Annotated in this window: 18 protein-coding genes; 11 read left to right on the top strand and 7 right to left on the bottom strand. The window is 72.9% G+C overall.

What is annotated here, in order from left to right:
• Positions 1 to 189 precede the first annotated feature (189 nt).
• The 8 genes from DCW30_RS16835 (at position 190) to DCW30_RS16800 (ending at position 8461) form a co-directional block, all read left to right on the top strand.
• Positions 190 to 1008, top strand: coding sequence for an endo alpha-1,4 polygalactosaminidase (locus DCW30_RS16835; RefSeq protein WP_076687623.1), 819 nt, complete (start codon positions 190 to 192; stop codon positions 1006 to 1008).
• A 120-nt stretch (positions 1009 to 1128) separates the two neighbouring features.
• Positions 1129 to 2457 carry an ABC transporter substrate-binding protein gene (locus DCW30_RS16830; protein ID WP_076687622.1) on the top strand — a complete coding sequence of 443 codons (1329 nt, stop codon included), beginning with the start codon at positions 1129 to 1131 and terminating at the stop codon, positions 2455 to 2457.
• Between the two features lie 9 nt (positions 2458 to 2466).
• The gene (locus DCW30_RS16825) at positions 2467 to 3417 is read left to right on the top strand and encodes a carbohydrate ABC transporter permease (protein WP_076687621.1); all 951 of its coding nucleotides are present in this window, start codon (positions 2467 to 2469) and stop codon (positions 3415 to 3417) included.
• Positions 3414 to 4301 (top strand): carbohydrate ABC transporter permease, encoded by an 888-nt coding sequence (locus DCW30_RS16820; protein WP_076687620.1) that lies wholly within the window; start codon positions 3414 to 3416, stop codon positions 4299 to 4301. Before DCW30_RS16825 ends, DCW30_RS16820 begins: the two co-directional genes overlap by 4 nt.
• A 34-nt stretch (positions 4302 to 4335) precedes the next feature.
• Positions 4336 to 5289, top strand: coding sequence for a carbohydrate kinase family protein (locus tag DCW30_RS16815; protein WP_076687619.1), 954 nt, complete (start codon positions 4336 to 4338; stop codon positions 5287 to 5289).
• Positions 5286 to 6596, top strand: a complete 1311-nt coding sequence (melA, locus tag DCW30_RS16810) for an alpha-glucosidase/alpha-galactosidase (protein ID WP_076687618.1) — start codon at positions 5286 to 5288, stop codon at positions 6594 to 6596. Before DCW30_RS16815 ends, melA begins: the two co-directional genes overlap by 4 nt.
• Positions 6597 to 6658: 62 nt before the next feature.
• Entirely contained in the window at positions 6659 to 7537 is an 879-nt protein-coding gene (locus DCW30_RS16805; RefSeq protein WP_076687617.1) for an SIS domain-containing protein, read from the top strand.
• A 75-nt stretch (positions 7538 to 7612) separates the two neighbouring features.
• A complete protein-coding gene (locus DCW30_RS16800) occupies positions 7613 to 8461 on the top strand; it encodes a class II fructose-bisphosphate aldolase (RefSeq protein WP_076687616.1) in 849 nt (282 codons plus the stop codon).
• Positions 8462 to 8465: 4 nt separating this feature from the next.
• Here DCW30_RS16800 and DCW30_RS16795 read toward each other — a convergent pair whose 3' ends face one another.
• The 4 genes from DCW30_RS16795 to DCW30_RS16780 all read right to left on the bottom strand — a co-directional run bounded on the left by DCW30_RS16795 (position 8466) and on the right by DCW30_RS16780 (position 14010).
• The gene (locus tag DCW30_RS16795; protein ID WP_257788631.1) at positions 8466 to 10640 is read right to left on the bottom strand and encodes an iron ABC transporter permease; all 2175 of its coding nucleotides are present in this window, start codon (positions 10638 to 10640) and stop codon (positions 8466 to 8468) included.
• Positions 10571 to 11551, bottom strand: a complete 981-nt coding sequence (locus tag DCW30_RS16790) for an ABC transporter substrate-binding protein (protein WP_062768979.1) — start codon at positions 11549 to 11551, stop codon at positions 10571 to 10573. Before DCW30_RS16790 ends, DCW30_RS16795 begins: the two co-directional genes overlap by 70 nt.
• Positions 11548 to 12411 carry an ABC transporter ATP-binding protein gene (locus DCW30_RS16785; RefSeq protein WP_076687614.1) on the bottom strand — a complete coding sequence of 288 codons (864 nt, stop codon included), beginning with the start codon at positions 12409 to 12411 and terminating at the stop codon, positions 11548 to 11550. The genes DCW30_RS16790 and DCW30_RS16785 overlap by 4 nt, the downstream gene beginning before the upstream one ends.
• 81 nt (positions 12412 to 12492) lie before the next feature.
• On the bottom strand, positions 12493 to 14010 hold the full coding sequence (locus tag DCW30_RS16780; protein ID WP_076687613.1) for a monooxygenase: 1518 nt from the start codon (positions 14008 to 14010) through the stop codon (positions 12493 to 12495).
• Between the two features lie 71 nt (positions 14011 to 14081).
• On the opposite strand from DCW30_RS16780, the gene DCW30_RS16775 reads away from it, so the two are divergent.
• A complete protein-coding gene (locus tag DCW30_RS16775; RefSeq protein WP_076687612.1) occupies positions 14082 to 14759 on the top strand; it encodes a TetR/AcrR family transcriptional regulator in 678 nt (225 codons plus the stop codon).
• 99 nt (positions 14760 to 14858) lie between these two features.
• Here the strand turns inward: DCW30_RS16775 and DCW30_RS16770 are convergent, their stop codons facing one another.
• The gene (locus DCW30_RS16770) at positions 14859 to 15872 is read right to left on the bottom strand and encodes a YihY/virulence factor BrkB family protein (RefSeq protein WP_062768993.1); all 1014 of its coding nucleotides are present in this window, start codon (positions 15870 to 15872) and stop codon (positions 14859 to 14861) included.
• Positions 15873 to 15972: 100 nt separating this feature from the next.
• Here DCW30_RS16770 and DCW30_RS16765 point away from each other — a divergent pair, with 100 nt between their 5' ends.
• Both DCW30_RS16765 and DCW30_RS16760 read left to right on the top strand, forming a co-directional pair.
• Entirely contained in the window at positions 15973 to 16566 is a 594-nt protein-coding gene (locus DCW30_RS16765; protein ID WP_076687611.1) for a helix-turn-helix domain-containing protein, read from the top strand.
• Positions 16567 to 16696: 130 nt separating this feature from the next.
• Positions 16697 to 17590, top strand: coding sequence for a class I SAM-dependent methyltransferase (locus DCW30_RS16760; protein ID WP_076687610.1), 894 nt, complete (start codon positions 16697 to 16699; stop codon positions 17588 to 17590).
• 18 nt (positions 17591 to 17608) lie between these two features.
• Here DCW30_RS16760 and DCW30_RS16755 read toward each other — a convergent pair whose 3' ends face one another.
• Positions 17609 to 18286, bottom strand: a complete 678-nt coding sequence (locus tag DCW30_RS16755) for a class I SAM-dependent DNA methyltransferase (protein WP_076687609.1) — start codon at positions 18284 to 18286, stop codon at positions 17609 to 17611.
• A 34-nt stretch (positions 18287 to 18320) separates the two neighbouring features.
• The gene (locus DCW30_RS16750) at positions 18321 to 18629 is read right to left on the bottom strand and encodes a hypothetical protein (protein WP_076687608.1); all 309 of its coding nucleotides are present in this window, start codon (positions 18627 to 18629) and stop codon (positions 18321 to 18323) included.
• Positions 18630 to 18846 lie beyond the last annotated feature (217 nt).

Below are 18846 nucleotides of genomic sequence, written 5' to 3'. Positions count from 1 at the left end.
GGTCAAAACCGATCTCTTGACATGGCTGAACGCGCTCGATTTACTCCCTGGCAACGCCGGTGCCGAGCACTCGGCGCAGAGGTACGCCCAGCCGGTAGTTGGCCTCGGCCATGAGCCCGGACTGAGTCGCCAGGGCCCCTTCCCGGGGTTCCGAGGCGGGGACGTGCCCTCCACCGCTGGAGCTCATCGATGAGCCTCAATCGTGCTGTGCGCAGGGGTACGACGGCGGCCGCGGCCCTCTCGGCCACCGCCGCGCTCTGCCTGTTCGTCCCGTCCTCCGCGGCGGCCGGTCCCTCCGCCGTGGAACTGCCGCCGCCCGGGGCCGGGTTCGACTACCAGATAGGCGGCGCCTACACCCCGCCCCAGGGTGTGCGGATCGTCAGCCGCGACCTCGGCGCCACCCCCGCCCGCGGTCTGTACAACCTCTGCTACATCAACGCCTTCCAGGCCCAGCCCGGCGCGGAGCGGGAGTGGGACGCCGACCTGCTCCTGCGCGACGCGAGCGGTGACGTCGTCCATGACGAAGACTGGGACGAGGCGGTCCTCGACATCCGCACCGCCGCCAAGCGCGAGCGGATCGCCGCCAAGGTCAACCGGTGGATCGACTCCTGTGCCGACAAGGGCTTCCAGGCCGTCGAGCCGGACAACTACGACACCTACACCCGCTTCCCCGACCATCTGAAGGCGAGCCAGGCCAAGGCGTTCGTGTCCCTGCTCTCCGCCCACGCCCACGACAAGGGCCTGGCCATCGCGCAGAAGAACACGCCGGATCTCGCCGTCGACCGCGAGGAGACCGGGCTCGACTTCGCCGTCGCCGAGGAGTGCGGCGAGTGGGACGAGTGCGACATGTACGCGGACGCGTTCGGTGACCGCGTGCTCGTCGTCGAGTACTCCGCCAAGGGCCTGGAGAAGGCCTGCGCGGGCTGGGGCGACCGGTTGAGCGTCGTCCGCCGTGACGTCGGCGTCGCGCCCGAGGGCGCGAGCGGTCACCTCCGCCGGACCTGCTGACCCGGCAGCGGGGTCCCGCACCGCCGGGACCCCGCGCCCCGCGCGCGAGCGCCCTCTCCCCTCCCGCTTCCCCGTGAGCCCACCCGACCGGCGCCGCCGCGCGTCCCTCTGGAGGCAGTGATGACAGCAGTTCCCGAAGCGCCAGGACCGCTGTCGCGGCGCGGTGTGCTGCGGGCCGGCGGCGTCGGTGCGCTCGCGGCGGCCGGCGGCGCCCTGTCCGGCTGCGCGGCGGGCACCGCCGACGGGGTCGGCAGTGACGGACGGGTCACGATCCAGATGTGGCACGGCCAGACCGACACCGCCGCCAAGGTGCTCAAGAGCCTGGCCGCCGAGTTCGAGCGCACCCACCCCGGCATCCGCGTGGACATGGGCGGCGGTGTGCTCGCCGACGCCATGCTCCAGAAGATCACCGCCGCGCTCGCCTCCGGCGCCTACCCCGACATCGCCTACGTCTTCGGCTCCGACCTCGCGAGCGTGGCCCGCAGCCCGCAGGTGGTCGACCTGACCGAGCAGGTGCGGCGGGGGCCGACGCCGTGGCGCAACTACCACGCGCCGGCCCGCGACGCCGTCACCGTCAACGGGCGGGTCCGCGCGGTGCCCGCCCTCCTCGACGCCCTGGCCGTGGTCTGCAACAAGAAGGTGTTCGCCGAGGCCGGCGTCGACCTGCCCGAGGCGGGCTGGACCTGGCGGGAGTTCACCGACACCGCGCGCCGCCTCACCGACGCGGCGGCAGGGCGCTTCGGCACCGGCTGGCCGGGCACCGGCGACGAGGACACCGTGTGGCGGCTGTGGCCGCTGGTGTGGGACCTGGGCGGTGACGTCATCGCCGAGGACGGCCGGAGCATCGGCTTCGAGAAGCAGGGGGCACGCGCCCTGGAGGTCGTCCAGGACTTGGTGCGCGACAAGAGCCTGTACATCGATCCCAAGCCGGGCAGCGAGCAGCTGTACCAGGTCTTCCTCTCCGGCCGGATGGCCATGGTGCCGACCGCCCCCTGGCAGCTTCCGGACATCCAGCAGGCGGAGATCGACTACCACGTCGTGCCCCTGCCCAGCTTCAGCCGCCGCCCCATCACCATCTCCGGGCCCGACACCTGGACGCTGTTCGACAACGGCGGGGCCCGCGTGGAGGCCGCGCGCGCCTTCGTCACCTGGCTGACCCAGCCCGCCCAGGACAGCCGCTGGGACGTCGAGGCGGGCAGCCTGCCGCTCAGCCGCCGCAGCGAGGACCGCCCGGCCTGGCGTGAACACTCCACCCGTACGCCCGGCCTCTCCGTGTTCACCGAGGCGGTCACCTCGGCACGCGTACGTCCCGTGCACCCGGCCTATCCCCGCATATCCCGTGCCCTGGGCCAGGCCATCGTCGCCGTGCTGCTCGGCCGCGAGAGCCCCGCCGACGCGGTGCGCCGTTGCGCCGAGGAGTCCAACGCCGCCCTGCTGATCCCGCGCTGAGGACCTGACATGCCCCGACTTCCCGCACCGCTGACCCTGCCGCAGGACCGTCCCGAGCCGCGCGCCCTGCGCCGTCGGCGCCGCCGGGAGACCGCCACGGCCTGGGCGTTCGTCTCCCCCGCCGTGGTCGTCATCCTCGGCCTGAGCGTGCTGCCGGTCATCTGGTCGCTGTTGCTGTCCTTCCAGGCCGACGACCTCGTCACGCCCAGCCGCTGGGTGGGCCTGGACAACTACCACGCCCTGCGCCAGGACCCGAACTTCCACCAGGCCGTGCGCAACACCGTGCTCTACACGGTGTTGTACGTGCCGCTGAGCATCGCGATCGGGCTCGCCCTGGCCCTCGCGCTCAACCGGCGCATCCGCTTCGTCGGCCTCTACCGCACCCTGTTCTTCATCCCCTTCGTCATCTCCGCGACCGCGCAGGGCGTGCTGTTCTCCTTCATCCTCGACCCCGAGTTCGGCGCGGCCAACTCCCTCCTGCACCGGCTCGGCATCTCCCCGCAGGGCTTCCTCACCGACCCCTCGCAGGCGCTGGGCGTCCTCGTCGCCATCACCCTGTGGAGCGGCACGGGCCTGTGCACCGTCATCTATCTGGCCGCGCTCCAGGACGTCGACCACTCCCTGGTGGAGGCCGCGCGCCTGGACGGCGCGGGCCGGCCGCAGATCCTGCGGCACGTGACGCTGCCCGCGCTCACGCCGGTGACCGTGTTCCTGCTGCTCTGGCAGACCATCCAGTCCCTCCAGGTCTTCGACCTCGTCTACGTGACCACCAAGGGCGGGCCCCTCGGCTCCACCACCGTGATCGTCTACTTCATCTGGGAGCAGGCCTTCAAGGAGTTCACCGCCGGATACGGGGCCGCCGCCGCCTACGTCCTCGCGCTGGCGCTGCTGGTCGTGGCCGTCGTGCTGCGCGTGGCCCGCCGCGAGCGCGCCCCTCGTACGAAAGCAGCCGCCTCATGACCGCGACCACGACCGGGACCGCGCAGGTCCACTCCCGTCCGGCGGCGGCGCCGGCCGCGCGGCGCCGCCCGCGCATGCCGTTCAGCGCCTGGCACCTGCTGCTCGCGCCGCTGGCCGCGCTGTTCGCGGTGCCGCTGGTGTGGCTGGTGCTCAGCTCGCTGATGAGCAACGCCGAGATCAACCGCTTCCCGCCGGCGCTCTGGCCCTCGGGGATCGATTTCGGCGGGTACGGTTACGTCCTCGGCAACGCCATGTTCCCGCGCTGGCTGCTGAACTCGGCGATCGTCTCCGCGGTCGCCGTCACCTCGAACCTGGTGTTCGGCGTGCTCGGCGGCTACGCGTTCGCCCGCATGCGCTTCGCGGGATCACGGGTCCTGCTCGTGCTGATGCTGGCGACCATGGCGGTCCCCTTCCAGCTCACGATGATCCCCACGTTCCTGGTCATGAAGAAGCTCGGGCTCATCGACACGCTCGGCGCGCTGATCGTGCCCGCGCTCGTCACGCCGTTCGCGGTGTTCCTGCTGCGGCAGTTCTTCCTGTCGCTGCCCAGGGAGCTGGAGGAGGCCGCCTGGATCGACGGCTGCTCGCGGCTGCGGGTCATCTTCTCGATCGTCCTGCCGCTCGCGCGGCCCGCGCTCGCCACCGTCGCGGTCCTGACCTTCCTGACCACGTGGAACGACCTGACCTGGCCGCTGATCGCCATCAACCACGACACGCAGTACACGCTGCAACTGGGCCTGACCACCTTTCAGGGCCAGCACCACACCAAGTGGTCGGCGGTGATGGCGGGCAACGTCCTCACCGTCCTGCCGGTGCTGACCGCGTTCCTCTTCGCGCAGAAGGCCTTCATCCGCTCGGTGACCTCCAGCGGCCTCAAGGGCTGACCGCCCGCCGCACCCACCCGTTCAAAGGACAGCGATGCCCACCGCGTACGACCTGCTCGTCATCGGGGACGCCAACCCCGATGTCATCGTCGGCCCCCTGACCGAACCCCTCGCCTTCGGCCAGCGCGAACAGCTCACCGACACCGGCTCCCTCGTCATCGGCGGCTCCGCCGCCATCATGGCCTGCGGCGCGGCCCGCCTCGGCCTGCGCGTGGCCTTCGCCGGGCGCGTGGGCGACGACGACGCGGGCCGCTACATCCGCGACGCCCTCACCGCCCGCGGCGTCGACACCCACGCCCTCACCCTGGACCCGGACCGGGCGACACCGCTGACCGTCGTCCTCAACCGCGGCGAGGACCGCGCCATCCTCACCTCACCCGGCACCCTGACCACCACCGGCGGCCACGACGTGCCCGCCGGACTCCTCGCCGCCAGCAGGCACGTCCACGCGGCCTCCTACTTCCTCCAGCCCCGGCTCGCCGACGACCTGCCGGAGCTGCTGCGCACCGCCCGCGCCCACGGCGCCACGACGTCCCTCGACACCCAGGACGACCCGTCCGGACGCTGGGACGGGGCCGCCCTTGACGCGGTCCTCGCCGAGACCGACATCCTGCTGCCCAACGCCCGGGAAGCGGCCCGCCTCGCCGGCGGCGCCAACTCCCCCGCCGCGGCCGCCGCGCTCCTCGCCGCACGCGTGCCGCTGGTGGCCGTCAAGAACGGCGCCGAGGGCGCGCTGTGCCACGACGGCCGCACGCTGATGCGCGCGGAGAGCATCGCGGTGACCCCGAGGGACACGGTCGGCGCCGGGGACAGCTTCGACGCCGGTTTCATCGCCGCCACCCTCCGGCGGCAACCCCCGCACGAGGCCCTGCGGTTCGCCGCCGTGTGCGGAGCCCTGTCCACGAGGGCCCACGGCGGCACCGCGGCCCAGCCCACCCGGGACGAAGTCCTGGCCCACCTCTCCCCCACCGGAGCACCCACGTCATGACCCACCCCAAGATCGTCTTCATCGGCGCGGGCAGCGTCGTCTTCACCCAGGGGCTGCTCGCCGACCTCTTCGCCTTCCCCGAGCTGAGGAACGCGCACATCGCCCTGCACGACATCGACGCCGAACGGCTCGCCACGGCCGAGGCCGCGGCCCGCTACATCGCGCGGGAGCGGGGGGCCGATGCCCGTGTCACCGCCCACGCCGACCGCCGCGAGTCCCTGGCCGGAGCCGACTTCGTCATCAACATCGTGCAGGTCGGCATGGGTGAGTCCACCCGCACCGACTTCGACGTGCCCGCCCGCCACGGAGTGCGCCAGACCATCGGCGACACCCTCGGCATCGGTGGCGTCTTCCGCGCCCTGCGCACCTTCCCCTTCCTCAAGCGGCTCGGCGAGGACATCGCCGAACTCTGCCCCGACGCCTGGCTGCTCAACTACACCAACCCCATGGCCATGAACGTCCAGTACCTCACCGAGGCCACCGGTCTCACCAAGGTGGTGGGCCTGTGCCACTCGGTGTACTGGACCATGCGGGACCTGGCCGAACTGGTGGGCGTCCCCTACGAGGAGATCACCTACCGGGCCGCCGGGGTCAACCACCAGGCGTGGGTGCTGCGCTTCGAGCACCGGGGCGCCGACCTCTACCCCCGCCTCGACGAACTCATCGCCTCCGACGAGCAGTTGAGGCGCCGCGTCCGCGTCGACATGTACCGGCGGCTCGGCTACTACCCCACCGAGACCAGCGAGCACTCCTCGGAGTACGTGCCCTGGTACCTGCACCACGACAGCGAGATCGAGCGGCTGCGCCTCCCGGTCGGCGCCTACCTCGGCATCGTCGACGAGAACGTCGCCGAGTACCATCGCACCCGTGACGCCCTCGCCGCCGGGGATCCGCTCACCGTCGAGGGCACCATGGAGTACGCCCCCCAGATCATCCACAGCATGGTCACCGGCACCCCGCGCACCGTCTACGGCAACGTCCCGAACCGCGGCCTGATCGACAACCTCCCGGCGCACGGCGTGGTCGAGGTGCCCTGCCTGGTCGACGCGGCGGGGATACGACCCACCCGCGCCGGCGCCCTGCCGCCGCAGCTCGCCGCCCTCAACCGCACGTATCTGAGCATGAACGACCTCGTCGTGCGTGCCGCCCTCGACGACGAACCGCGGCACATCCGGCACGCGGCCATGACCGACCCCGCGACCGCCGCCACACTGACCGTGGAGCAGATCTGGCGGCTGTGCGACGACATGGTCCGTGCCCACGCGGACCTCCTCCAGCCGTCGCTGCGGGTCACCCTGGCCGACTGACCCGGCCCTCCCCCTCACTCCCTTCGGACTCTCACCCTCACCGAGAACAGGAACCCACCCTCATGTCCCTCACGAGCCAGGAGATCGCCACTCAGCCGCAGTGCTGGGAGAGCGTGCTCGGTCTGCTCCCCGACGTCGCCCCGGCGCTGCCCGCGGCGGGCGAGAGCGTCGCCGTCATCGGCTGCGGCACCTCCCTCTTCATGGCCCAGGCCTACGCCCATCTGCGCGAGGACATCGGCCATGGGCCCACCGACGCCTTCCCCGCGTCCGCCGCCCGGCTGCACCGCCGCTACGACCGCGTCATCGCCCTGACCCGTTCGGGCGCCACCACCGAGATCCTCACCGCGCTCGCCGGAGCCGACGCCGCCACCCGGGTCACCACGGTCACCGCCGTGCCCGACTCACCGGCCGCCCGCGTGGCCCACGACGTGATCGCGCTGGAGGAGGCTGACGAGCGATCCGTCGTCCAGACCCGCTACCCGACCACGCAACTGGTCCTGCTCCTGGCCCACCTGGGCCACTCCGTCGAGCGGGCGCGGGCCGACGTCGTCACCGCCCTGGCAGCACCCCTCGATCCGGGGCTGGTCGGCGCCGAGCAGATCACGTTCCTCGGCGACGGCTGGCACGCGGGGCTCGCCCACGAGGCCGCCCTGAAGGTGCGCGAGGCCGCGGCCCACTGGACCGAGTCCTACCTCGTCCCCGAGTACCGGCACGGCCCCATCGCCGTGGCGGGCCCCGGGCGGGCCGTGTGGAGCCTGTCCCCGCTGCCCGCCGAACTCGCGGAGCGGATCGAGGCGACGGGGGCGCGCCTGCGCAGGCCGAGCCTGGACCCGCTCGCGGAGCTCGTGCTCGCCCAGCGCCTGGCCGTGCGGCTCGCCGAGGACGCAGGGCGCGACCCCGACCGCCCCGCCCACCTGACCCGTTCCGTCGTCCTCACCTGACCTCACCCGCCCCTGTGACCCACCCCGGCCGACCGGCGCCGCCCGGTCGGCCGCCCGACCCCCGGAACGGACATCATGCCCCTGGTCACCCCGTACGACATGCTCCATAACACCTCGGCGGCGGTGGGCGCCTTCAACGTCGCCCTCATCGAGCAACTGGAGGCGATCCTCGTCGGGGCCGAGCGGGCGCGGCTGCCCGTGATCGTGCAGATCAGCGAGAACGCCGTCGCCCACCACGGCTCGCTCGGCCCGCTCGCGGCGGCCGCCCGCACCGCCGTCGAGGCCGCGCGCGTGCCCGCCGCCCTCCACCTGGACCACGCCACCCGCCCCGCCCTGATCGAGGAGGCGGTCGCCCTCGGCTTCACCTCCGTGATGTACGACGGCGCCGCACTGCCCTGGCAGGAGAACGTCGACCGCACCCGGCGGATCGCGCGCCACTGCCGGGAGCACGGCGTGTTCCTCGAGGCCGAGCTGGGCGAGGTCGGCGGCAAGGACGGCGCGCACGCGCCCGGGGTGCGCACGGACCCCGGCGAGGCCGCGCGGTTCGTGGCGGACACCGGTGTGGACGCCCTCGCGGTGGCGGTCGGCACCTCGCACCACATGACCGAGCGCACGGCCCATCTCGACCTGGACCTCGTACGGGAGTTGCGGGCCGCGGTGCCGGTGCCGCTGGTCCTGCACGGTTCGTCCGGGGCGGACGACACGACGCTCGCCGCGGCGGCGGCCGCCGGCATCCGCAAGGTCAACATCTCGACGCACCTCAACGCGGTCTTCACCGCGGCCGTGCGCGAGGTGCTCGACACGGGGCCGGACGTCGTCGACCCCCGGCGCTATGTGGGCCGGGGGCGCGAGGCGATGGCCGCCGAGGTGGCCAGGCTGCTGCGGCTGTTCGCCGCTCCCGTGACCGCCCCGGCGCCCGCGTAGCGGACTAGCGGCGGCTGCGCACCAGCAGGTACAGGAAGTACGGCGTGCCGATCACGGCGGTCATGAGCCCCGCGCCGAGCTGGGCCGGCGCGATCACGGTGCGGCCCACCAGGTCGGCCGTGCAGACGAGGACGGCCCCGAGGAGCACGGAGACCGGCACGACGCGGGTGTGCTGCCGGCCCACGAGGGCCCTGGCCGCGTGCGGCGCCACCAGACCGACGAAGCCGATGGTGCCCGCGGCCGCCACGGCGGTGGCACTCAGCAGGACGCTGAGGACGAGGAAGCCGAGGCGTCCGCGGCCGAGGTCGAGGCCGAGCAGCCTCGGGGTGTCCTCGTCGAGAGAGACCAGGTCGAGTTCGGTGCGCCGCGCGACCGCGACGACCAGGCCCACGGCGAGGACGATCGCGAGGGGCGCCACGTCGGGCAGGGTCCGCCCGTAGGTGGAGCCGGAGAGCCAGGTGAGGGCCTTGGTCGCGTTGAACGGGTCGGTGAGGATGATCAGCAGGCTGACCAGGGCGGTGGCGCCGGTGGCCACACCGAACCCGACGAGGACGAGCCGGTTCTGGCGGAAGCCGCCCCGCGCGGCCAGACCGAAGACGATGACGGCGCTGACCGCGGCGCCCGCGAAGGCGCCGCCGGCCATGCTCCACGTCCCGGCCAACGGCACGGTCGTCACCGTCAGGACGGCGCCCGCCGCGGCGCCGTTGGTGACGCCGAGGACGCCCGGCTCGGCCAGCGGGTTGCGGGTGACGGCCTGGATGAGCGTCCCGGCGAGCGCGAGGGCCCCGCCCGCCAGCAGGGCGGCGAGGACGCGCGGCACCCGGGTGTCGAGCACGAAGGCGGTGGTCTGACCCGCGCGCCCCTGCGCCCAGTTGAACACGTCGCCCAGGAGCAGCTTGCTGTCGCCGATGAGTACGGCGGCGATCACCAGGCCGACGAGGACGACGACGAGGACGGCCGTGGTGACGAGGAAGACGGTGCGGCTGCGGATGCGCAGCCGGTCGGCGGCGACGGCTGTGCCGGTGTCCTTGGCCCGGGCGGCCATGACGATCAGGAAGAGGGCGCCGACCAGGCTGGTGACGACGCCGGTCGGCACGGCGACCGCGGTGTCGGAGGGGGCGACGGCGCGCAGCAGCACGTCGGAGCCGAGCACCAGGCCCGCGCCGGTGAGTCCCGCGAAGGGCAGGCTGGCCCGCGACCTGGTGAAGGTCCGGAACCTGCGGGCGAGTGCGCGGACGAGCGCCGGGGCGCACAGGCCGACGAAGCCGATGGGTCCGGCGAGGGAGACGGCGGCGGTGGAGAGCAGGGCGGCGAGGACGACACCGGTCACGCGGGTGGAGCGCACGGGTACGCCGACCCCGCGGGCGGCGTCGTCGCCGAGCGCCAGGGCGTCGACCCGGCGTGCCAGGAGCAGCAGGCCGACGAGGGCGACGACGCCGATCGGCGCCATCTGCAGGACGCCGTCGAAGCCGTTCTGCGCGATGCTGCCCTGGTTCCACTTGTAGAGGCCCTCCGTCTCCTGGGGGAACAGCAGGAGCAGTCCCTCCGTGACGGCGGTGAGCCCGAGGGTGAGGGCGCTGCCGGCGAGGACGAGCCGGACGGTGCCCGCGCCGAGGCCGGAGAGGCCGAGGACGACGGCCGCCGCGGCGAGGCCGCCGATGAACGCGATGCCGGACGAGAGGAACAGCGGCAGCGTGACCCCGGTGGTGGCCACCAGGGTGAGGGCGACGTAGGAGCCGGCGTTGACGGCCAGGGTGTCGGGCGCGGCGAGGACGTTGCGGCTGATGGCCTGGAGGGCGGCGCCCGCCATGCCGAGCACGGCGCCGACGAGCAGCCCCGCGGTCATCCGGGGCAGGCGCGAGGCGATGACGACGGAGGCGTCGGTCTGGTCGGCCTGCCCGGTGAGCGCCTTCCACACCTCGGGGGCGCCGGCCGAGGCCGTGCCCTGGGTGATGTCGACGACCGCGAGGACGGCGACGAGGAGGACCAGTGCGGCCGTCACCGCGGCCGCGCCCGTGCGGGACAGGGCTGTCGGCGGACGGGTGGCGGTGGTGGGTGCGGTGACGGCCATGGCGTGGTTCCTTCGGCGCCTTACTTCTTCCGTGCCGGCTACTTCTTGAGGGCCTTGACGACGGAGTCGACGTACTGGCTCATCGACGCGGGGCCGCCGAACATCCAGATGCCGTCGGACAGCCGGTGCACGTGGTCCTTCTTCACGAACGGCAGCGAGGTCCAGACCTTGTCCTTGGCCAGGGCGCCCTCGAAGGGGTTGCTGCTCTTGTCGCGGTCGTTGCCGATGTAGGCGAACCGCACGTCGTCGCTGAGCTTGGTGAGGCCCTCGACGTCGGTGGAGGCGAGGCCGTAGCCCTTGTCGCCCTTGACCGACCAGTCGTTCTTCAGGCCGAGCTCCTCGTTGACGGCGCCGATCAGCGAGCCGCTGGTGTACGGCCGGATCGAGGTCTGGTTGCCGTTGACGTAGCCGTCGGCGAAGGCGTACTTCGCGCCGGCGAGGCCGGCGGCGGCGAGCTTCTTCTTGCCCTCGGCGAGCTTCGCCTCGAAGTCCTTCTTGACCGTCGCGGCCTGCTCGGTGGTGCCGGTGGCCTTGGCGAGGAGGTCCAGGTTCTCCATCATCTGGCCGAGGGGGTCGGAGGCGTCGGCGGGGCGCAGGTTCACCACGGGGGCGATCTTGCGCAGCTGCTTCACGGCGGCGGCCGGCAGGTCGGTGGTCGCGACGATGAGGTCGGGCTTCAGGGACGCGACGGTGTCCATGCTGGGCTCGCCGCGCGTGCCGACGTCCTTGGGGTCGTTCTTCAGCGGGGCGGCGGTGTCCCAGGTCTTGTAGCCCTTGACGTCGGCGACGCCCGTGGGCTCGACGCCGAGGGAGATGAGGGTCTCGACGGCGTTCCACTCGGTGCCGACGACCTTCTTGGCGGGGCCGTCCAGCTTCACCTTCGTGCCGGTGCCGTCGGTGAGGGTGATGGCCTTGCCGTCGCTCTTGGCGTCGTCGGCGGCGGGCTCGGTGGTTCCGCACGCAGACAGGGTGAGGGCCGCGGCAGTGGCCGCCGCCGCGGTGATCAGAAGGCGTCTCATGAGGTGGTGCTGAGCCTTTCGCTTCGCGAGTGGTGGCGGCCGATCGCGCGCGTGCGCAGCCGGCCGGTGAGCGGGTCGTTCTCGACCTCGATGCGGATTCCGTAGGTCTCGGTCAGCCGCTGGGGTGTCAGTACGTCTTCGGGGCCGCCGTGCGCGATGACGCGGCCCTTGGCGAGCAGGAAGATGCGGTCGGCTATGGCCGCCGCCTGGTCGAGGTCGTGCAGGACGGCGCCGACGGCGATGCCGTGGTCGTCCGCCAGGTCCCGCATGAGGTCGAGGAGTTCGACCTGGTAGCGCAGGTCCAGGTAGGTCGTCGGCTCGTCGAGCAGGAGCACGCCCGTCTCCTGGGCGAGGCAGCTCGCGAGCCAGACGCGCTGGAGCTGTCCTCCGGAGAGGTGTTCGGCCCCGCGTTCGGCGAGTTCGGCGACGCCGGTCATGGCGAGCGCGCGGTCCACCGCGGCCCGCCCGTCCGGGTCGGTCCTGCCCCAGCGGCCCCGGTAGGGGTAGCGGCCGAACTCCACGACGTCGCGTACGGTCAGGCCGCCGGGCGTCGGGCGGCCCTGGGTGAGCAGGGCGACGTGGCGGGAGAACTCACGGGGGCTCAGCGCGAGGCCGTCGGTGCCGCCGTCGATGACGAGTTCGGCGCTGCGGGGCCGTTGCAGCCGCGCGATCGTGCGCAGCAGTGTCGACTTGCCGCTGCCGTTCGGGCCCACGAGCACGGTCACGTCGCCTGGCCGCAGGGTCATGGAGGCGTCATGGACGACGTCGACGCCCTCGTAGGCCACGGTGACGCCCGTGGCCGAGAGTTCATGACCCTGGGGGCGGCGCGCGACCGCCGCGGTCTCTTCACCTTCTTGCACGAACTGGAGGTTAGCCTAACCTTACCCAAGTGGGAAATAGGGCCTCCGCTTTCTCACAAGGGGAAATCCGGCCAGGCTGCGTCAGACGGGATCACCTGCCCAGGCCGTCAGCGCGGCCCGCCGCTCCTCGTCGCGCGTGCGCGGGTGGGGGTGGCGCGTGGCCCAGGCGACATGCCCGTCGGGGCGTACGAGGATCTCGCGCACCCCTTCCAGGTCCGCGTGGGTGTCGTACCCGGTGAGGGCGGGGGCGGTCACGCGGCGGCCCCACCGGGCGGGGACGGTCGAGGCGGCGTCCGCCTCTCCCGTGAGATCGAGGTGCGCGAACCGGCCCTCGTGCAGCAGGTCGTAGACCCTGCCCGCCGTCGAGTCGGCCTCGCTCAACGCGATGTCGGGCATGCGTGCGCCCACCAGGGGATCGGCCCCGGGCGCCGTGGCCGGGTAGACGGTGCCGAGCGCGGAGACCTGCGCGGCGAGCCTGCGGTTGACCTCCTCCATCCGCAGCAGCCCGTCGAGCAGGGACCGCAGGGCCGCCGCCGGGCGCCGATACGTCTCCGTGAGGACCAGCTCGGCGAGGAGCGTCTGCACCTCGGTGTTCTCGGTGACGGCGCGGCCGACGGGGCGGCGCTCGGCGTCGTAGCTGTCGAGGAGCCCGGCCGGCGCCCAGCCGTGGACCTCGGCGGCCAGCTTCCAGCCGAGGTTCATGGCGTCCTGGAGCCCGGTGTTGAGGCCCTGGCCCGCCGCGGGGAAGTGGATGTGGGCGGCGTCGCCCGCCAGCAGGAGGCGTCCCGCGCGGTAACTCTCCGCGAGGCGCGTCGCGTTGCCGAAGCGGGAGAGCCAGCGGGGCCCGGCGACACCGAGGTCGGAGCCGCAGAGGCGGGTCAGCGAGGTCCGGAACTCTTCCAGGGTCACCGGCTCGGCGGCCGGCACCCGCATCCGCTCCGGGTCCAGGAACACGAGGCGGGTCACGCCGCCCTCCAGCGGCGCCACCAGTACGCCGCCCTCACGGGCGGCGGCCAGGGCCGCGGGGCCGGTGTCCATGGCCGCGAAGTCGCCGAGCACTCCGGTGAGGGTCTCGTCGGCGCCGGGGAAGCCGATGCCCGCGGCCCCGCGCACCACGCCGCGTCCGCCGTCGCAGCCGACCGCGTACCGCGCGCGGACGGTCCCGGCGCCCGCGGGGCCGCGCACCTCGGCCGTGACCCCGTCGGCGTCCTGGCTCAGCCCGGTCACCTCGCGTCCGCGCAGGATCTCCACGCCCAGCTCGTGCGCCCGTTCGGCGAGCAGCGCCTCGGTGTGGGCCTGGGCGAGGAACAGCGTGTAGTTGTGCCGCGAGTCGAGCACCGAGAAGTCCAGCTGGGTGGGGAGCTGCGCGAAATGCCAGCCGGGCACGGTCCGGCCGAGGGGCAGGAACCGGTCGAGCAGCCCCCGCTGGTCCATCAGCTCCACGCTGCGCGGGTGCAGGCTCAGCGCCCGGGAGTCCCGCTGCGGCTTCTCCCTGCGTTCGAGCACCCGGGTCCGCACACCGGCGAGCGCCAGTTCACAGCCCAGCATGAGGCCCGTCGGCCCCGCCCCCACCACGATCACATCGACATCGGCAGCCATCGTCACCCTCCCCTGATCGAAAAAATTAGTGAACAACGTTCACATGAACAGTGTTCACTATAGTGAGGCGCATGACCTCCACGTCAATCCCGGCCAGGGGCCGCCCGCCGCGCCTCAGCCGTGACCGCGCCCTGCACACCGCCCTCGACCTGCTGGACCGGTCGGGGCTCGACGCGCTGACCATGCGGCGGCTCGCCGACGCCCTCGAGGTGCGGGCAGGCGCGCTGTACCGCTACTTCGCGACCAAGCAGGACCTGCTCACGGCCATGGCGGAGCGGATGATGGAGGGCGTCACGGAAGCGGCCGCCGAGGGCGGCGAAGGCGACTGGGGCGAGCGGCTGGCCGCCCTCGCGCGGGCCATGCGCACGGCCCTGCTGGGGCACCGCGACGGGGCGCGGGTGTTCGCGGGCACCCACGCGACGGGGGCGAACATCCTCGGCTACGCGGACACCGTCGTGGGCCTCCTGCGCGAAGCGGGCTTCGCGGACGACGACGCGGCCCGGGCGCTCTACACGGTGGCCAACTTCACCGTGGGGCACACCTTGGAGGAACAGGCCGCCCTGCACCCCGGCGAGGAACGGCCGGCGGATCCGGGGCTGCTGCGGGACGCGGTGGAGGCGGGCGCCTATCCGCACCTCGGCGCCACGCTGCCGGCTCTCGCCAGCGGGGACTTCGACCGCCTCTTCGAGTTCGGGCTCGGGCTGCTCGTGGACGGGCTGCGGGCGCGCCGCCGACCGGGCGGCGAGTGAGGCGCCGCAGTGGTGGGCGCGCGCCCGAAGACGCGAACCACCGCTCGGCACGCACCGGACGACGCGAACCACCGCTCGGCGCGCGCCCGGAGGTCCGGGTTACCGCTCGGCGCCCGCCTCCCGCCGGTCCTCCTCGTCCCACGCCCGTGTGTCCCGCGGCTCGACGAACAGTCCGTCGTCGCCGTGGCCCGCGGCGGCGACCCGCTCACGGACCATCTCGGCGTTGAACTCGAGTCCCAGCAGGATCGCCAGATTGGTGATCCACAGCCAGACCAGGAAGACCACCACACCCGCGATGGCCCCGTAGGTCTTGTTGTACGAACCGAAGTTGGCGACGAAGAAGGCGAAGCCCGCCGACGCGGCCATCCAGATCAGCAGCGCGAGGACGCTGCCGGGGACGATCCAGGTCAGGCCCTTCACCTTGGCGTTGGGCGCCGCCCAGAACAGCAGCGTCACCATCAGGGTGACCAGGACGAGCAGCACCGGCCACTTGACGATGGCCCAGGCGGTCAGCGCGGCGTCGCTCATGCCGAGCGCGCCGCCCACTTGGGCGGCGATACCGCCGGTGAACACCACGATGACGGCGCTGGCGCAGACGAGCAGCATCAGCGCGACGGTCACCGCGAGCCGCAGCGGCAGGATCTTCCACACCGGGCGGCCCTCCGGCACCTCGTACACCGCGTTCGAGGTGCGGATGAACGCCGCGACATAACCGGACGCCGACCACAGGGCGCCGGCCAGACCGACGACCGCGAGGACCGAGCCCGTGCCGCCGCTGGACTGCAGGCGCTCCACCGACTGCGTCATGATGTCGCGCGCGGCGCCGGGCGCGAGATTCTCCAGGTTCTCCACCACCTGCTTGGTGGCCGACTCCCCCGCGACGCCGAGCAGCGAGACCAGGACGAGCAGCGCGGGGAAGAGCGACAGGATGCCGTAGTAGGTCAGGGCCGCGGCCCGGTCGGGCAGTTCGTCGTGGAGGAACTGCTTGACGGTCCCCCGCAGCACCGCCCACCAGGAGCGCCGGTCGAGGCCGGTCGGGTCGTCGGGGGCCGTGCGTTCGACGGACGCCCGGGGGCCGAGCTCGTGGGGTGATGTGCCGCGGTCAGAAGCCATGCGTTCCGCTTGACCCGTTCCCGCCGGACCACACGTGGTGGACGCGGACGAACTTCGCCCGGCCGGCCGCGATGAGCAGGGTTTGCGCCAGCAGCATACGATGTTGCTCATGACGCAAAGCGATGGTGAGCTGGACAGTCTGGTGCGCAAGAGGATCCGGGCGCTGCGGGTGGCGCAGGGCTGGTCCCTGGAGGAGCTGGCGTCCCGCGCGAACGTCAGTCAGTCCACGCTCTCCCGCATCGAGAACGGTCAGCGCCGCCTTGCCCTCGACCAGCTCGTCACGCTCGCGCGCGCCCTGGACACCTCGCTCGACCAGCTCGTGGAGACCGCCACGGACGACGTCGTCACCAGCCCGATGATCGACGGGGCGCACGGCCTGATGCGCTGGCCGATCAAGGCCGAGCCGGGCATGACCGTCGTACGGCAGCGCATGACCGAGCCGCCGCCCGCGAACCCCGCACGGATGCGCGCGCACCCCGGCCGCGAGTGGCTGGTGGTGCTCTCCGGCACGGCGGTCCTGCTCCTCGGCAACCGGCGGCTGCGCGTGGAGACCAATCAGGCCGCCGAGTTCCCCACGATGCTGCCGCACGCCATCGGCGCCGAGGGCGGCCCGTGCGAGATCCTCGGCATCTTCGACCGCGACGCCCGCCGCAGCCACCAGGAGCGCTCCCCGGCCCCGGACGCCGCGCACTGAGCCGCGCGGGGCTCCGGGGAACCCGGCAGGTCGGGAGGGTTCTTGCGCGTACGGCAGCTCATCGCGTCGTCGTCTTGCGCATCCGGGGAGGGGACGCCGTCTCGGCACGTCGTCGGCCTAGCGTGGCGCCATGACCCACACCTCCCCGCACACGCACCCGCATCCGCACCCGGCCCACGCCGCTCACCGCCACGCCTCGCCCCCGGCCGACGGCACGGGCGGCGACCAGGCCGAGCTGCTCGACCTGGAGGCGGAGGTCTTCGCCGAGCACATCGCGTCCGTCACCGCGTGGCTGCCGGCCGAGACCGCCCCGCGGCACATCGTCGACCTCGGCTGCGGGACCGGCGCCGGCGCCTTCGCCCTGCTCGACCGCTGGCCCGAGGCCCGCGTCACCGCCGTCGACTCCTCGGCCGAGCATGTGCGCCGCCTGCGCGAGAAGGCGTGCGCGCGAGGCGTGGAGGACCGCGTGGAAACCGTACGGGCCGACCTGGACGCGGCCTGGCCCGACCTCGGCACGCCCGAGCTGGTGTGGGCCTCGGCGTCCCTGCACCACCTGGCGGAGCCCGACCGGACGCTGCGCCGGGTCCACGAACTGCTCGCCCCCGGCGGCCTGTTCGCGGTCGTGGAGTTGGCCGGCTTCCCCCGCTTCCTGCCCGAGACCGCGCCGGAGATCCGGCCCGGCGTGGAGGAGCGCTGCCACGCCGCCCTCGCCCACCGCCACGCCGAGCACATGCCGCACCGCGGCGCCGACTGGGGCCCGAGGCTCACCGGGGCCGGTTTCACCGTGGAGGGCGAGCGCACCGACACCCTGCGCATCGAGGGCGCCGGCAACGAGGCGGTCGGCCCCTACGCCGTCAACGCCCTGCGCCGCCTGCGCGGCAGCGCCGCCGACGCGCTCCCCGCGGCGGACCTGGACGCACTCGACCAGCTCCTCGACGCCGCAGGGCCGCACAGCGTCCTGCGCCGCGCCGACCTGGCGGCCCGCACGGAACGCACCGTGTGGGCCGCGCGCCGCGGACGGTGAACGGCCGATGCGGGCGGGTCACCCACCCGCCCGCATCAGCAGATGTCCCCTGCGGAACCGCTCGCCCTCGCCCGGGTCCCGCAGCATCCGCCCGACTTCGGTGAACCCGGCGTCGCACGCCAGCGCCGCCATGCCGTCGACCGGCCACCGGTAGGCCGTGGTCACCTTGTGGTCGAAGGCGGTGAGCGGCTCACCCTCCGATTCGAAGAAGGCGAGCACGAGGTGGCCACCCGGTGCGAGGACCCGGCGGAACTCCGCGAGGTAGCGGCGCACGTCATCGGCCGGGGCGTGGATCACCGAGTACCAGGACACGACGCCGCTCAGCGAGCCGTCGGCCAGGTCGAGGGCGTCCATGGAGCCGACCTCGAAGCGCAGCTCCGGATGCCTCTTCCTGGCGATGTCGATCATCACGGGCGACAGGTCGATCCCGAAGACGTCGAGGCCCAGCTTCCGCAGGTGCGCGGTCACCGGGCCGGGGCCGCAGCCGAGCTCGGCGACCGGTCCGGGTCCCGAGATCCGCGCAAGCTCGGCGAACGCGGCGAGCACCGCACGGTCCACCGAGGGAGCGTCGATGTCGTCGCGGTCGAGCTCGGCGTAGACGTCGGCGAAGGCGTCGTAGGCAGCGGCGGTCGTCTTCAGGTGCGAAGAGGTCTGCGAAGAGGTCTGCGAAGAGCTGTGCGAAGGGGTGTCAGTCACAGGCGACGACCCTAGGCTCTGCCGTCGGCGCCCCTCAGAGATCACTGTCGATTCCGGTCACGGCCGGCGCCCCCAGCGGGCACTCGTCCGCCGTGAGCCCCGCCTTGCCGAGGGCGTCCGACACGATCCGCACGGCGCCCAGTTCGGCCTCGTACCGGTCCGCGGCGTCGACTTCGAGGCGTACGGAGAACGTGTCGTCCTCGTTGACGGTGAGCAGGTCGAGGCCCTCGCTCTCGCTCAGGTCGCCGTGACACGTGGCCAGTTCTCGCCGCAGCACCTCCCGCGCGGCATCGGTGACACCGCCGACGAACGTCCCGGGAACGGTGATGACGAAGACAGTCATACGTACTCCTCAGCGTCGGTCCTACGGGCCTTCGGTCCGTACGGGTTTCCCCTCGCCTGCCCCGCCGCGCCCCACGCCAACACAGGGTCGCCCGCACGCGTCTCCCGCGTCCGCTTCGCCGGAGATGTACTACGACGCGGCCCGAGTCCCCTTTGTCGTACGGTAAACTAACAAACCGAGCCGGGCGCTCCGCTGAGCGCCAGTCAGCTCATTTTTC

Origin of the sequence: Streptomyces alfalfae (assembly GCF_004127445.1) — a bacterium.
In the GTDB taxonomy this organism is placed as follows: domain Bacteria; phylum Actinomycetota; class Actinomycetes; order Streptomycetales; family Streptomycetaceae; genus Streptomyces; species Streptomyces alfalfae.
Note: the sequence above shows the minus strand (reverse complement) of the source record. Positions and strands in the feature narration are given on the sequence as shown.

Coding starts and splice junctions, on each gene's coding strand:
- melA (WP_076687618.1), top strand. CDS start 5,286: ATGACCCACCCCAAGATCGTCTTCATCGGCGCGGGCAGCGTCGTCTTC.
- DCW30_RS16815 (WP_076687619.1), top strand. CDS start 4,336: ATGCCCACCGCGTACGACCTGCTCGTCATCGGGGACGCCAACCCCGAT.
- DCW30_RS16770 (WP_062768993.1), bottom strand. CDS start 15,872: ATGGCTTCTGACCGCGGCACATCACCCCACGAGCTCGGCCCCCGGGCG.
- DCW30_RS16780 (WP_076687613.1), bottom strand. CDS start 14,010: ATGGCTGCCGATGTCGATGTGATCGTGGTGGGGGCGGGGCCGACGGGC.
- DCW30_RS16805 (WP_076687617.1), top strand. CDS start 6,659: ATGTCCCTCACGAGCCAGGAGATCGCCACTCAGCCGCAGTGCTGGGAG.
- DCW30_RS16750 (WP_076687608.1), bottom strand. CDS start 18,629: ATGACTGTCTTCGTCATCACCGTTCCCGGGACGTTCGTCGGCGGTGTC.
- DCW30_RS16830 (WP_076687622.1), top strand. CDS start 1,129: ATGACAGCAGTTCCCGAAGCGCCAGGACCGCTGTCGCGGCGCGGTGTG.
- DCW30_RS16825 (WP_076687621.1), top strand. CDS start 2,467: ATGCCCCGACTTCCCGCACCGCTGACCCTGCCGCAGGACCGTCCCGAG.
- DCW30_RS16760 (WP_076687610.1), top strand. CDS start 16,697: ATGACCCACACCTCCCCGCACACGCACCCGCATCCGCACCCGGCCCAC.
- DCW30_RS16790 (WP_062768979.1), bottom strand. CDS start 11,551: ATGAGACGCCTTCTGATCACCGCGGCGGCGGCCACTGCCGCGGCCCTC.
- DCW30_RS16765 (WP_076687611.1), top strand. CDS start 15,973: ATGTTGCTCATGACGCAAAGCGATGGTGAGCTGGACAGTCTGGTGCGC.
- DCW30_RS16775 (WP_076687612.1), top strand. CDS start 14,082: ATGACCTCCACGTCAATCCCGGCCAGGGGCCGCCCGCCGCGCCTCAGC.
- DCW30_RS16820 (WP_076687620.1), top strand. CDS start 3,414: ATGACCGCGACCACGACCGGGACCGCGCAGGTCCACTCCCGTCCGGCG.
- DCW30_RS16835 (WP_076687623.1), top strand. CDS start 190: ATGAGCCTCAATCGTGCTGTGCGCAGGGGTACGACGGCGGCCGCGGCC.
- DCW30_RS16800 (WP_076687616.1), top strand. CDS start 7,613: ATGCCCCTGGTCACCCCGTACGACATGCTCCATAACACCTCGGCGGCG.